Annotated in this window: 11 protein-coding genes; 3 read left to right on the top strand and 8 right to left on the bottom strand. The window is 47.3% G+C overall.

The window, feature by feature from the left end; genetic code table 11:
• Together KW844_RS27940 and KW844_RS27945 are read left to right on the top strand one after the other, a co-directional pair.
• The coding region (locus tag KW844_RS27940; protein ID WP_304502649.1) for an RHS repeat domain-containing protein at nt 1–946 on the top strand (946 nt) is incomplete at its 5' end.
• Nucleotides 947–1,006: 60 nt separating this feature from the next.
• A complete protein-coding gene (locus KW844_RS27945) occupies nt 1,007–1,651 on the top strand; it encodes a hypothetical protein (RefSeq protein ID WP_218380069.1) in 645 nt (214 codons plus the stop codon).
• A gap of 163 nt (nt 1,652–1,814) precedes the next feature.
• Here the strand turns inward: KW844_RS27945 and KW844_RS27950 are convergent, their stop codons facing one another.
• The 8 genes from KW844_RS27950 to guaA form a co-directional block, all read right to left on the bottom strand.
• Nucleotides 1,815–3,125: an IPT/TIG domain-containing protein gene (locus KW844_RS27950; RefSeq protein ID WP_218380070.1), complete on the bottom strand. Its 1,311-nt coding sequence runs from the start codon at nt 3,123–3,125 to the stop codon at nt 1,815–1,817.
• Between the two features lie 17 nt (nt 3,126–3,142).
• Nucleotides 3,143–4,048 carry a phosphodiester glycosidase family protein gene (locus tag KW844_RS27955; RefSeq protein WP_218380071.1) on the bottom strand — a complete coding sequence of 302 codons (906 nt, stop codon included), beginning with the start codon at nt 4,046–4,048 and terminating at the stop codon, nt 3,143–3,145.
• A gap of 4 nt (nt 4,049–4,052) precedes the next feature.
• Entirely contained in the window at nt 4,053–5,336 is a 1,284-nt protein-coding gene (locus KW844_RS27960) for a RagB/SusD family nutrient uptake outer membrane protein (protein WP_218380072.1), read from the bottom strand.
• Between the two features lie 18 nt (nt 5,337–5,354).
• Entirely contained in the window at nt 5,355–8,732 is a 3,378-nt protein-coding gene (locus KW844_RS27965; protein ID WP_218380073.1) for a TonB-dependent receptor, read from the bottom strand.
• A gap of 89 nt (nt 8,733–8,821) precedes the next feature.
• Complete coding sequence (locus tag KW844_RS27970; RefSeq protein ID WP_218380074.1) at nt 8,822–9,988, bottom strand: FecR family protein; 1,167 nt, start codon at nt 9,986–9,988, stop codon at nt 8,822–8,824.
• 71 nt (nt 9,989–10,059) lie between these two features.
• Entirely contained in the window at nt 10,060–10,659 is a 600-nt protein-coding gene (locus tag KW844_RS27975) for an RNA polymerase sigma factor (protein WP_218380075.1), read from the bottom strand.
• Between the two features lie 216 nt (nt 10,660–10,875).
• Nucleotides 10,876–12,192 carry an ABC transporter substrate-binding protein gene (locus tag KW844_RS27980; RefSeq protein WP_218380076.1) on the bottom strand — a complete coding sequence of 439 codons (1,317 nt, stop codon included), beginning with the start codon at nt 12,190–12,192 and terminating at the stop codon, nt 10,876–10,878.
• A 100-nt stretch (nt 12,193–12,292) separates the two neighbouring features.
• A complete protein-coding gene (gene guaA, locus KW844_RS27985; protein WP_218380077.1) occupies nt 12,293–13,831 on the bottom strand; it encodes a glutamine-hydrolyzing GMP synthase in 1,539 nt (512 codons plus the stop codon).
• A gap of 94 nt (nt 13,832–13,925) precedes the next feature.
• On the opposite strand from guaA, the gene KW844_RS27990 reads away from it, so the two are divergent.
• On the top strand, nt 13,926–14,657 hold the full coding sequence (locus KW844_RS27990) for a head GIN domain-containing protein (RefSeq protein WP_218380078.1): 732 nt from the start codon (nt 13,926–13,928) through the stop codon (nt 14,655–14,657).
• The last annotated feature ends 212 nt before the right edge of the window (nt 14,658–14,869 follow it).

Consider the following 14,869-nt stretch of genomic DNA (forward strand, 5'->3'; position numbering starts at 1 on the left):
TCCATTTGGAGGGACGATGGAGGGGATTAGTTCGAATGTGTTGAAGGGGTTGAATTATGCGGCGAATAGGTTGAGGTATAATGGAATAGAGCATACGACTGAATTAGGTTTAAATCAGTATGATGCACAGTTTAGGAATCTTGATCCACAGATTGGAAGATGGTGGCAAATCGACCCAAAAATCGATGAGTTTGATAGTTGGACCCCATATAATTCGAATTTTAATAATCCTATAAGATATAGTGATCCCAAAGGGGATTGCCCAACCTGTCCTCCTAATAACTGGGAGATGGATGCTTTTAATAAAGGATCGGTTGGCACAGGATTGGTCGAGTCTGGTAAAAGTACGATTACCGGTGTTTATAGTGCAGTGACTAGTCCGGTTCAAACATTGAAAGGAATCGCTCATGCAATTGCGAATCCTATTGAAACAGGCAAGGCTATATATAATGGTGTAGTTGCGGACTTCAAAGCTGATCCTGCTAAAGCAAGTGCAAAGGTTCTTGGAGATGTAATGCAAGTTCTTTTAGGTACAGAAGCACTGCAGGTCGTCAAGGAAATGTCTTCCGCAGGCAAAGCCTTTAAAGGCCTGACATCGGCTAATGAATTGGGAGCAGCAGGAAAAGCATTGACAAAAGACATTCTACAAAAGCAGTTTGGTGCTGGGGCTGAGATATTAGAACAAGTCGCTGTTAAAATGGATGGTGCTTCTATGCGTGCTGATTTTGTAGTGGTTCAGGATTCAAAAGTTACAGGTGTTTTTGAATCAAAAGTAAATGGTAGTAAATTGAGTAATGGACAAAAATTATTTTTCAAAGATGGTGATAAAGGAGTGTTAACTGGAGCTAATGCGCAAAGGTTCTCAGGTGTAACAGTAGATCCAGCAAAAGTTCAAACAGGTGTTTACCGCTGGAGTTCTAAAACAGGGAAGTTTTCAATTGAATAGAAATGAAAATGAAAAAAAAAAGAAATTGTTAGAAGAATTATAGAATTACTTTCTACAGATTTGAAAGTATTCGGATTTAGTCCTAGTATAAAAGAACAGGGGTTTGTAAAAAAAGAGAAAGGGTCAATTTGTTTATACCAGTTTCTTGTTTACGACAGAACATTTATTAAAACGGGAGCCAAAGGGGTTCTTGTAGAGCCATATATTTGGATTGGGGTTGATGAAATCGAAAAGCATTATAAGAAAATAACTTTGAATACAGAATTAAAGAAAGAAACTGATTTTATAACTATTGGTAATAGTGTAGCATCAATATTACATAATCCAGATGGATTGTATAAAAAACGAAATGAGAGTTTAAATTTATTGATTACTGAGGATAGTCAGGTAGAGGCGATTGCATCTGAATTATTGAATCAGTTTAAAAAGGTAGCCTTGCCTTATTGTGAGTTGAATTCCTCTGTTGCTCGTGTCGATGAGTTGCTTAATTTTATGCCCAATGAATATAAAGTAAACGCAGCTAATGATATTTTTAGAATTACAAAAGGAGTTATAGCCGCAAAGCTTAACAACAACCCTTCATTGAATGTGTTGATTGATATATATGATCAGCAATTAATTGAGCGGGATATGGATGAGCTCCATAAACAAGAGATGGAGAGATTAAAAAGACTTTTGCCTAATGTTATTCTGGCAACATCTTGAATGTTTATGATTTTTTTTCCAACTAGATTTTCTATTACTGAAATTTCTCCTAAGCTGATGCTCCGTGGACCAATGACCGGGTTAAGTATGATGTGCCAGCCATAATAGAGCCACAAAAAAGGTGCCTCCAAAACTGGAAGCACCTTATCACATTGTTTACCGTTTATTTTTTAACGATCTTCCTGATGCGGTGGTTCCCCAGATCCGCGATGTAGATGTTGCCGGCGGCATCCATGCATACATCTGTAGGCTGGTTAAACTGCGCTGCCGATCCCGGACCGTCAGCAAAGCCGCTGCTGGTGCCGGCAATGGTGGATACCTGTCCACCAGAAATCAGCCTCACTTTATTATTACTTAAATCTGCGATCACGATATTACCATCTTTATCGAGTGTGATCCCATAAGGATCTGCGAACCGTGCGGCGTTGGCTACCCCATCGATATAGCCGGTGGTGCCGTCGCCGGCAATGGTAGTAACCACGCCTGCCGGCGTGATTTTACGGATGCGGTAGTTCAACCGGTCGGCTATCCACAGGTTGCCGTCTTTATCAATTTCCAGGCCGCTGGGGTTTTTAAACCGTGCGGCAGTACCGGTACCGTCTGCATAGGCAGCGGTACCGTCGCCGGCGATTGTACTTACAGTTCCATCTATCGATATTTTGCGGATACGGTGATTCAGGTTATCTGCCACATAAAGGTTACCGGCGGGGTCCACCACTACATCCAGCGGCTGGTTGAATTTAGCGGTAGCAGCAGGGCCATCGGCAAAGCCAGCGGTACCTGTACCGGCCACAGTGCTCACGGTGCCGTCTGTAGCTATTTTTCGAATGCGGTGGTTGTCTCTGTCGGCCACGTAGATGTTACCGGCAGCATCAGCTACTGACCGCCATGGCAACTTAAACAGGGCAGTGGCAGCTGCGCCGTCCTTAAAGCCTCCCGCGTCCACACCGGCAATGGGAGATACCATCGTGCCGCTGATTTTACGGATACGGTTATTCCCACGGTCCACCACAATGATGTTGCCTTGTGCATCTACTGCTACGCCTTCCGGGTTTTTGAATTGCGCGTTAGTGCCACTGCCTTCCACACTGCCACCAGTGCCATTGCCGGCAAGGGTGGACACAATATATTCCACGGGAGGTAAGGTGTAGTTAAACACAGGACCGGTGGCCTGCTGCTGACCTACGGCAATGGTAATGGCGCCGGTAGTACCGCTTTCTGGTGTTACTACCTGTAGCTGACTGGCGTTGGCTTCTATCACCACCGCGGCCACGCCGTTGAATTTTACTTCGTTCTCTTCCCGTATGCCACTGAAGTTTTTACCATTGATGATGATAATACTGCCGGCAGGAGCACTTCCCGGCCATACGGAAGTAATGCTAAGCGCTTTTACAGCGGATGTTTCCTCGTTTTTACTGCACGAAACACCCAGTACAGCCATTAATAACAGTAATGTATATACGATATTTTTCATGGTAGATGGGAGATTGGTTAAGGTAGATCGTTAATGATCAACCAGCTATTGCCTACAGCACGGTTGTTGCCATCAGATGGTTTGTTACGCACCTGCCATACCGGCGCAAGCGGGTGACGGATCATGAACGTGGAAGAACCGCCACCGTCCAGGTTTACCACCGTGCTGGCACCACAGGCTTTCAGCATAATACCCAGGTCAGTAATGGTGATACCATTGCTGTAGTAAAAGCTCCGACCATCCACCACGGCAAAGTACAGGGTGTTGTTTGCGCTGAGGCCCGCCGCAGTGCGCGGTTCTATCGTTACATCCGTTTGCAGCTGCACCACATTGTCTTTTACCAGCAACTGCCCTGCACCCAATGCATCCTTAATTTGTGGCTGCATTACCGGGAAATCGGCCCGGGTGCCGAGGTATGGCTTGCCATCATTGAGCACGGCAATAAAAGTAGCACTGCGCTCATTAGCCCAGGTGGTTTTGAAAGTTTTACCGTCTTTCATCATAATACCACGAGGTTCGCCGATGGTGCTGAAGAAATCCGCATTAACGGCAGCGGCTACACGATTGTGCGTAGAGTCAATATATTTAGCCATGTCAGGCACTGTTTGTAACGCCCATGGGGTGAGGCCATATGGTGTGCCCGCCTGCAGGCGGATGCCGGGTTTATTCATGTCTACTTTCAAAATGAAAATACGCATGGTATAACCCGTCTGACTCAAATAGTGAATATCCGTTTCTTCAATACCGGGAGCAATGGTAAAGCTGGTGTCGGAAAAAACTTCAGCCATTATTTTGGTACTGTCGGTAATTTTTTTCGCGAGGTCGGTCACCGGTACGCGATGCACCGGTGCAGTAGTATCCTTGTTGCAAGCCACCGCGGTGATGCTCAACAGCAGGCAGCAGGCGAGTCTTATGATTTGCATGATGTTAATATTTTGGATTTTGCTGTAGTAAATTGTTTAAAGCGATTTCGTTCATGGGAATAGGGAATTTGGATTCTCTTTCCGCGAGGCCCAGGTCACTGGTTCTGTTTAAACGAACAAGGTCATACCAGCGGAACCCTTCTCCTACAAACTCTTTTCTTCTCTCTGTTAAAACAGTATTCAGGTAATCCTCTTCCGTGGTAGGTTGTATTTCGGTTAATCCACGCGCCACACGCAGCTGATTGAGGCGGGATAAGCCTGCCAGCCCCTGCGCTTCCGCGCTGATCAGGTACATTTCAGCAATGCGTACTACTATCAAAGGATCGGTGCCCGACTGCCCACTTGGATATTTATTCACCACATTCAATCCCTGGTAGGTATCTACAGACATGGCCCTACGTGTATCCGTTGCCGTGAACAGGTTCATGACTTCGTTGGTAGGGCGGTATACGTAACTGCCTTTTACAGGATGCGCATAAGTGTAGAACAACGTACTGATGTTGGTGCTGGACTCTATCGTCGCATTTTTAAACGAGAAAATGATTTCGGTGTTTGCCAGTGCACGGAAAATTTTATCGAAGGAATCCAGTTGGAAAAATCCGGATTTAATCACCTCTTCGGCATAGGCAGCGGCTTCCGTTTTTTTATTTTGAGCGAGCATAACCCTTGCCATCAGGGCTTTGGCAGCCATGCCGGATACATAGTTGTATGATCCGTTGGTGTAAGTGGGGGTGGTGCTGATAGCGGCCTGTAATTCTTTTTCAATGAATGCCCATACTTCCGCTTCTGTATTGCGTGGTACCTTATTGGCAGTATTTTTTTCCAGCACCGGTACGCCACCCCAGCGGGTTACCAGGTTGTAGTATTCATAGGCACGGAAAAAATGCACAATGCCCAGCACTTCGTTCTTACGGTTGGATTCCGGAAGCTGCGATGCTGATTCCAGCAGGTTGTTGATCTGGTACAACGCATTGTAGTAGCCATTCCACGCGCTGCTCATGAGCCCTTGCTCGGGCCGCATGATGTTGCTGATGAAGGTATTTAAACCACCATCTGTAGTAGAACCGGAGTTGATCAGGTTGCCGCCGGTAATATCAAACATGATGTAGGATTCCGCACCGGGAGCGTTTTGTACCCTGTTGTAAATCCCATTCAGGAATGATTCCACATCGTCCGGAGAAAGGGTGTTGGTGGCCACAGCTGAGTGCGACTTCACATCCAGCAGTTTGCTGCAGGAACTGAAGACCATGCTGCCGGCTAATATGATCGGTAAAAATTTCTTTTTCATAATTAGGTGAGATGGTGGTTAAAAGCCCAGGTTAAGTCCGATGATAAAGGAGCGCGGCTGCGGTAATATGAGGTTGTCTTCACCGAGGAAACGCGGGTCCATATTGGAGTTTACTTCCGGATCAAGTCCGTTGTATTTGGTCCATATCCAAAGATTATCTGCCTGTGCGTATATGCGTAACCGGGAGATATGTGCTCTTTCCAGCAGGGAAGCAGGGATGTTATACCCCAGCGACACACTTCTCAAACGCAGGAAGGAACCATTTTCCAGGTAGCGGGTGCTGTTGTAGATATTGTAACCGAGGTTGTAAATAGCGCGGGGTGTGGTGTTGCTGGTACCAGGCCCGGTCCATCTGGTTTCCACAGCGCGTGCAGTACTGTTGAATCCGTTCTGGCCGAGCCTTTCCGCGTTAATTCTCCAGGAAGCATATACATCTGCCCCAACTGCATAGTTCATGAACACACCCAGGTCCAAATGGCGGTAACGGAAAGTGTTATTCCAGCCACCATACCAATTAGGATTAGAGCTGCCTACAATCTGGCGGTCGTTGATATCAACGTTGCCGTCGTTATTCAGATCTTCGTATTTCACATCACCAGCTCTTACACCAATGTCATAAAGGGGCTTAGGCACTTCTTTATCATCCTGGTACAGGCCTGTCATCTTATACACCCAGAAGCTGCCGATATCCTCGCCTACTTTGAGTCCGCGATTGCTACCGATGCTCAGTACATCCGAATTGCCGATGAGGGAAGTGATACGGTTTTTAATATAGGCGATGTTGAAATTCGAAGTCCACATCACTTGTCCGAAATGGACATTTGTATTCAAACCCAGTTCCACACCGGTGTTCAGCATGGAGCCGATGTTACTGGTGATGCTGGTAAATCCTGATGTTGCCTGTATAGGCATGTTATACAGGAGGTTAGTTGTCTTCTTGTTGAAGTAATCCAATGTTACTTCCACGGCTCCTTTCAGCAGGGAAAGGTCGATGCCGGCATCCAGCTGATTCGCTTTTTCCCAGGTAAGGCTGTTGTTACCAGTGGTAGTTACAGAGATACCACTTTTTCCGTCATAGTTATATCCGCCGGTAGTGAGTGATTGATAGGCATAGTTACTTACTCCTTCCTGGTTACCGGTAGAACCGTAACTCACACGCACTTTCAAATCAGTGGCGGGTGAAAACCAGAATGGTTCTTTAGATACCTGCCAGCCTGCGGAAACGGCAGGGAAGTAGCCATACCTGTTTTCCGGGGAGAACCTCGAAGATCCGTCTGTACGCATGGAGAGGGCGAGGAGGTACTTATCTGACCAGGCGAAGTTTGCTCTGGCAAAATAGGATTCCATGGCGTTACCATACAGGTTAGTACCTGCATCGTTGATAACGGCGGCTGCATCCAGCACATCAAATGATGGGGCAGGGAAACCATTACCATCGATACTGGAAGAGCTGATCATATTACGCTGGAAGGATTGTCCTGCCAGGAAATCCGTCTTCAGCTTGCCGAAGTTGGTGCTGTAACTGAGCGTGTTTTCCAACAGGATATTGCTCAGGAGGCGGCGCTCATCTATATTTCGGCCGTTGCCGGTGCCATACGGATGCTTTTGGTTATAGTAGATATAATCCTGTGTATAAATCAGGTCTGTTCCCAGGGAAGTCTTGAAAGTAAGGCCTTTGGCCAGTTTCAGCTCTGCGAACAGGTTGCCCAGCAGGCGGTAGTTATCCAGGTAAGCTACTTCTTCATTGAGGATTTGTACAGGGTTGTGGTATACGAGGTCGCTGGTGCCACCCACATAATAGTCGCCATTGGGCTTATAGGGCCTGTCAAACGGCCGTTGTGGCAGGCTGCGACCCATAATGGTGCTTCCCAGGTTGGAGCCCGGCACGCGGTTGTTTCTGGAATAGGTAAGACTCATATTGGCTCCCATGCGTGCCCATTTTACTGGTTCGCTGGTGAGGTTAATACGTGCCATATATTTTTCGAGTCCGTTGGTTTTGATGGTACCTTGCTGGTTCAGGTAACCGGCACTGATGTAGTAGGTACTTTTTTCGGTACCACCGGAGGCGGCTACGTCTACGCTTTTGGTATATGCTTTACGCAGTACTTCATCCATCCAGTTTGTTTCAGGCAGCCTCGGGTAAGGGTTGTAGATGTAGGGGATGAATTTACTGTTGCCAGGCGTGTAGCCGTACTGGTTATTGTAGTTGTCGATGGATTCATTGGCCACTTCCACATACTGCGCGCTGCTGGCCATTTTAATTTTATTGAGTCGTGCTACTTCCTGCATGCTGGCGAAAGTATTCACGGTCAGCTGGCCTTTCCCTTTCTTACCGCTCTTGGTGGTAATCAACACTACGCCGTTGGTAGCACGGGAGCCATATATAGAGGCAGAGGCAGCATCTTTCAGCACATCAATCGATTCAATATCGTTAGGATTCAGTTCTGCCAGTGGGTTCATACTTTCACCGAAGTTGGTGATGGCGGCGTTGTGCGGCATCACCGGCACACCGTCGATTACATACAGCGGTTCATTGCTGGCGCTGATGGAGCCTATACCGCGAATGCTTACACGTACTGCGCCACCGGGGGTACCGGAGCCGGAGCTTACGTTTACGCCGGCAATGCGGCCTTGCATCATCTGGTCAGGACCCAGTACCGGACGGGCATTCAGCTCGGTAGGTTTGAAGCTGCCTACGGAGCCGGTGAGGTCTACTTTTTTCTGTGTACCGTAACCTATCACCACCACCTGTTGCATGTCCTTGCTTTCGCGTTTGAGTAGCACGTTGATATGTTGTGTTTTGGTGATGACGAGTTGTTGGGCGGTGAAGCCTACGAAAGTGAAATTCAGTGTAGCCGGTAGCGTTACATTTTTTATTTCAAATTTTCCGTCGGCTTTGGTGATGGTGCCCGCGGATGTTCCTTTCACGCCTATGGTTACGCCGGGCAGCACTTCGCCGGAGGAGGCGTCCTGCACGGTGCCGGTGATGGAAACAGGTGCTACCTGCTGCGTTTGATTTTCTTCTTTTCTTGGTATAAGGATAACGGTTTTATCCACAATGCGGTAGCTCAGGGAAGTGCCTTCGAGGCATTTGTTCATCACCTGGTCTATCGTTGCATTGGCGAGCGACAGCGTTACCTTGTTTACTGCTTTGGACAGGTTTTCATCGCGGAAGATGAAGAGGTAATCGCTTTGTTTACGGATGATGCCGAAGATCGTTTCCAGGGTGGCATTTGTTGCCTTTACCGTGAGTGGCTGATCCTGTGCCAGTGCGCCTGCGGAGGTCTGCATCGAGATGGCGAGCAGTAACAGCAGGCCATAGCGGCATATACGCGTGGTATATGAAGTTGCTTTGCACTTGCCAAGCCATCGTTTGATGGGTAAATGTGTTTTCATTGCTGGTAAGTTTGTGGAATACAATAGTGTGCTGTATCAGCGTGCGCGCGGTCGCTGATGCAAACAAATTATTGGTGATTTTTATTGAATTATCTGGTTACGTTAATGGTCCGTCCCTGTATTTTGAAATGTACGCCTGCAGTGATTTCCAGTATTTCCAACGTGCTGGAAAGATTAGCCTGCCGGCGCATAAATCCTGTTACATGAATAGTTGATATATCTAAAGTTTCGTCGTATTTCACTTCGGTATCATACCATCTGCTGATTGTTTGCATGACTTCTTTCAGATCGTCGTTTTTAAATGCGAACTGTCCGTTTTTCCAGGCGATGGCGCGTGCCGGATCGCCGCCGGAGGCTTGTAAGCGGCCGGTGGACTTATTATACACCGTTTGCTCACCGGGTTGCAGTACTATTTCTTTTTCTGCTTTGGCCACTTTTACGGCTCCATCGATGAGGGTGGTGGTATTGCGTTTTTCCTCCGTATAGGCTTTCACGTTAAAGCTGGTGCCCAGTACGAGCACCTGCTCTTCCGGCGTGTTTACATAGAACGGCATATTTGCGTTGGCGGCTACTTCAAAGTAGGCTTCGCCGCTGAGTGTAACGGTGCGTGTATTTCCACGGAATGATGCCGGGTAAGTAAGTGTGCTGGCGGCATTGAGCCATACCTTGGTGCCATCGGAGAGCACCACCTGGTATTGGCCGCCTTTGGGCGTTTGCAGGGTGTTTACAGCCACAGATTCGCCGGTATGATTATACACCAGTTCGTCCTGTGCTTTGTGGATGTTTTCGTCGCCGGCAGGGATAGTGCCGTCTTTCGTGTCTTCCAGGATAACAGTTTTGCCGTTGCCCAGGGTGAGGAGCGCTTTATTGGAGCCGGGCCTTACATCTTCCCCAAACTTACTCGCAATAAGGGCTGCTGGTGGCTGGTTTTTTTTATTTTTTGTAGAGAGATGTGGAGCTGTAAACACCACGACTGCCAGTATAGCTGCGGCGGCCGCTGTGGAAGCTATAACCAGCCTTCGGTACCTGTTACGCGGTACTGCCGGTGCTACTGTTTGTAATTGTGTATGGATGCTTTGTAGCAGCGCGCTGGCATGCTCACTGCTTTTTTGTTGTGCAGTTGCTTCCCTGAACCGGCGCAGCAGATGCTGTTGCAGCTCACTGTGGTTAGAGGTGGCGAGGTATTGTAATACCTGCTGCCGGTCTTCTTCCGTCCAGTGTTCCTTTTCGAGCAGTGCGATGATGTAGTGGTCCATATCCACGGGTAGCGTTTATATTAATACACCGGGGAGTGGCAAGTGGGGGGCTGTATGGTAAAAAATATTTTTCAGCTGGTAGCAGCAAGATAGGCCAGCAAGGGGATACCAATCTGGAATGCTTTATCAGGGTGCATTCTGGCGTATTCTCTGATGAAATCGTTGGCTTTGGTAATATGTTCTTTTACGGTATACCGGGAGATATTCAGTGTTTCTGCTGCTTCTGCGTAGGTTTTGCCCTGTATTTTACAGAGAGTGAATACGCGTTTGCGTTGTGGCGGCAGCTGGCCGATGGCTTCTTCTATCAGCTGCAGCTGGGCTTCGGTGATCTGCCATTCATTTTCAGCGGCGGTAAGGGTGGTGGCCAGCTGTTCGGGAGCGAGCTTTTCCCGTTGGCGGTCGCGCAGGTAATTCATACTACGGTTGTAACTCACTACAAACAGCCAGTTGCCGAGGGGGCGCAACACATCGAGGGTCTCTTTCTTCTCCCATAACCTGATAAACACCTCCTGGATAATATCGTCGGTGGCGGCTGGATCATGTGTGAGCCGGAGGATGTTGCCATATACTGCGTGAAAATATAGGTGGTAAATGGCGTCGAAGGCCGCCATATCACCGCATTGCATTTGTGCTATCAGTTCCGTTTCTGTTAACCCTGTATTCGTTGACATGAATTTAGTACGCTTATTAGGTTAGCAATCAGCAGGTTCTTACACCGGATGAATAGACAAAGATTAGAATTTTAGCTGTTTAGATGTTGGTTACTTTGCTAAGTTAATATTTATTTAATCCGAAAGAAATATAAAAATTGGGTTTTTCCCGCGCAACAGCGCGCAATAAAAAAGCCTGATACCGCTGGCATCAGGCTTTTTACATATAAAAAATCATTAATTATTCGTATTCATCTTTACATCCTCTGTATCACCTTTCTGATAGATATAGATGTTTTTATTCTCAAAGTAGGATGGCACGCTTTCACCTTCTTTCACGTATACCGGCTGGAAGTTGTACCTGGAAATGATCTTAGGTGCATCGTTGGTATATGCATTAAAGTACACGCCTTTATCACGCATGAGCCGCACGAAATAATACGTCATGTCAAATCCTTTAACAGCCATATCTGACGGGCGTGCGCGATAAACACGACGGAAGTAATCCGTTACGTATTTGCTGTAGTAATCGTTTTTATCGTTGTAATAAGGAGAGGAATAGTAGATATTCATGCCCTTGAACTCCGGTTCTTTGAAGCGGAAGATGTCCCAGGTAGGCATACCGTAGATTTGCACCGGGTAGGTGGCAGCAGTGGTGCTGAGTTTGCGGAGTAAAGTTTTTGCGCCGTTTTCATCCAGTGCAGTTACAATGAGGATGTTGGTACGGTCGGTAAGTAATACTTTGCTCAGTTCTTCAGCAGTGGTGCCATCGTTCCATACCACCTCACGGATCCTGGATTTTTTGGCGTAGTCCATTTTGTCGTAGGCGGCTTTGAAATCAGCGTACATGCGTGATTCAAAAGCGGTATTCCTGCGCAGCAGTACTATATTTTTATTCGCGAAGGTTTCCTGTACATATTTCTGCACCGCTTCTGTATGTGTTTTCAGGGTGCTGTTGCTGATAAACAGGAAAGGATTATCGGTAACGCCGCCATCGTTAGGGTAGGTGGCGGACACGAAATTGATTTCTTTATCGCGGGAGAAATCGCTCAGCTCTTTCAGGTCAGGATTGGTCACTGATCCGATGATCAGGTCGGTGGCATCCAGCACTTTAGATTTGATCAGGCTGGAGATGCTTTGTTTTCCTTTGCTGTCGTATACGGTTACACGTAGATTATATCCTTGCGTTTGCAGGGAGTCGAGGGCGAGCTGTGCGCCTTCGTAGAATTCAAGTCCTGGGAGTACGTAGCGGGGCATGGTACGACCGGGAATATCGGTGGAGGTGGCAAATACGGAGTCGAGATACAGCGGCGCAAAAATGGCTACGTTGTAGGTGCCTCTTTTCACATCTTTGGCAAAAGCGGGAACGTTGAAAGGTATTTGTTTATCTACCTTTTTGGGTTCCGGGCTTTTTTCAGGAGCGGGTTTGGTGGCAGTTGCGTTAGGTGTGGGAGCAGGTTTTGATACGGTTTTGCGGGAAGAGGAACAGGCGCTGATGGTTAGCGCGATGGCCACTCCGGCAAACAGGTGTTTTATAGAAAAAGACAGGCTCATAACAATTGGCAGTTTGTGTGCTTGATATAAATTTAACAACCGATCGGCATCTACTGCATAAGTTGTGCCGATCGGTTATTGTGGCTCAAAAAGACGCCTGTTATTCCCACTCGATGGTGGCAGGTGGCTTGGAGCTGATATCGTAAACAACACGGTTAATACCTTTAACCCTGTTGATTATATCATTGGACATTTTTGCCAGGAATTCATATGGCAGGTGCGCCCAGTCGGCGGTCATACCGTCTACGGAGGTTACTGCACGGAGTGCAACGGTAAACTCGTAGGTGCGCTCATCGCCCATTACGCCTACGCTCTGAACAGGCAACAGGATGGTTCCTGCCTGCCATACTTTGTCGTAGAGGCCGGCCTCACGGAGTCCGTCGATGTAGATTGCGTCTGCCTGTTGCAGCATATCCACTTTTTCCGGGGTGATGGCACCGAGGATACGGATGGCCAAACCAGGACCCGGGAAAGGATGACGGGCCAGGAAGATGTCGCTGATACCGATTTCGCGGCCTACGCGGCGTACTTCATCTTTAAAGAGGAAACGCAGGGGTTCTACCAGCTGCATGTTCATCTTTTCAGGAAGGCCACCTACGTTGTGGTGCGATTTGATGGTAACAGAAGGTCCGTTTACAGAAACAGATTCAATTACATCCGGGTAGATGGTACCCTGACCGAGGAAGGAAATATCCTTCAGTTCAGCGGATTCCTGCTGGAATACCTCGATGAAGAGGCGTCCGATGATTTTGCGCTTTTGTTCAGGATCTGATACTCCTTCGAGCTGACCGTAAAAGAGATCTTTTGCATTCACTCCTTTTACGTTCAGTCCCATATGTTTATATGATTCCAGTACGGTGTTGTATTCATCTTTACGGAGCAGGCCGTTATCTACGAAAATGCAGAACAGGTTGCTGCCGATAGCTTTGTGGATCAGTTCAGCAGCCACGGTGCTGTCTACCCCGCCGCTGAGCGCCATCACCACACGTTTGTCGCCCACTTTAGCTTTGATATTGGCGATGGTTTCCTGTACAAAATGAGCAGGAGTCCAGTCCTGGCTGCAACCACAGATGTGCATCAGGAAGTTACGGATGATCTGTTTTCCTTCCAGGGAGTGTGTTACTTCCGGGTGGAACTGCAGACCGAATACCGGATTTTTAGCCACTTTTGAGCTTTTAAAAGCGGCAACCGGGATATTTTCGGTGGTAGCGATTACCTCGAAGGTATCAGGTATTTTTTTGATGGTGTCGGAGTGACTCATCCAAACCTGGCTTTTACCGGAAATATCATATAATAATTTTTCCTCTTTATCGCTATGCTCCATGAAAGCGCGACCGTATTCACGGATATTACTTTTGGCTACTTCTCCGCCGAAGTTTTTAGCCATCAGCTGTGCGCCGTAGCAGATACCGAGTACCGGTACTTTTTCGGCCATCGCTGCGATGTCAACGGAAGGTGCGTTTGGATCATTTACGGAAAACGGACTTCCGGATAAAATAATGCCTTTGATGGATTCGTCCCATGCAATTGGCTGAAGGCATGGTTTAATTTCGCAATAAACATTTAGTTCGCGTATGCTGCGTGCAATCAGCTGCGTATACTGTGAACCGAAATCGAGGATAAGTATCTTTTCTGTCATGGTGGTGCAAAGATAAAGTCATTATGGGAAATTCGGCTTATCTGATTCCAAATTCCGAAATTGGGTCGTATCTTTCTGCCATAATCCAGCATTTATGAGAATCAACACTAGCCTTTGCCAAGGGCTCCTGACCCTAACCACCCTCGTATTATTATCCTCCTGCAATTTCCGCCGTATAGAAGGAAATGGTAATGTAATCAAGGAAGAACGCCAGATCACTGCCTTCCGCAGCGTCAAAGTTGATGGCGGTATGAACGTACATATACAGCAGGGGGAAACCAAAAGCGCCGTAATTGAGGCGGAAAGCAATATTGTACCGCTGATCGTGCTGGAGCGCGACGGCGAGGAACTGATTGTAAAACTTCGTGATGATGTGCATAACATCAGCACCCATAAGAAATTTGATGTATATCTGTCAGCTCCCCAGCTGGATGCTATCAAAGTAGATGGCAGCGGGGATATCGACCTACTGGGCACTTTCACTAACCCGGAAAATATTAAACTGAAAATTGCAGGTAGCGGTAATATCATCGGTAAGGTGGATGCTCCGTCTATCGACGCTTCCATCGCAGGTTCCGGAGATATGAAGGTAACCGGCCAAACCCGCGACCTGAACGTATCCATTGCCGGTGTAGGTAACTTTGAAGGATTAGACCTGTTTACCGAAAATACCAAAGTGAAAATCTCAGGTGCCGGTAACGCCAAAGTACACGCCAGCGTAACGCTCAAAGCCAGCATTGCAGGCACCGGAGACGTTGTCTATAAAGGCTCCCCTGAGGTAAGTCAGTCCATCGCCGGTGCAGGCTCTGTAGAGCAGGCGAAATAATATTTACAAAATTTTAACAAATTTTGTATCATAAAGAGACTGATTCTTAGTTATTTAGTTGAAAATATTAAAAGTCCTTTAGACCAGGTGCAGCAACAACTTAAGTAAGCCGATTGGTGTTGCACCTGGCTGGGGCACAAGCCCTGAATGTCAGCCTTTAACCCCACTCTCCAGATAAGATTAGTCCCCGTATTACATCAAATTATCATTAA

Source organism: Chitinophaga sp. sic0106 (assembly GCF_019219075.1).
In the GTDB taxonomy this organism is placed as follows: Bacteria; Bacteroidota; Bacteroidia; order Chitinophagales; family Chitinophagaceae; genus Chitinophaga.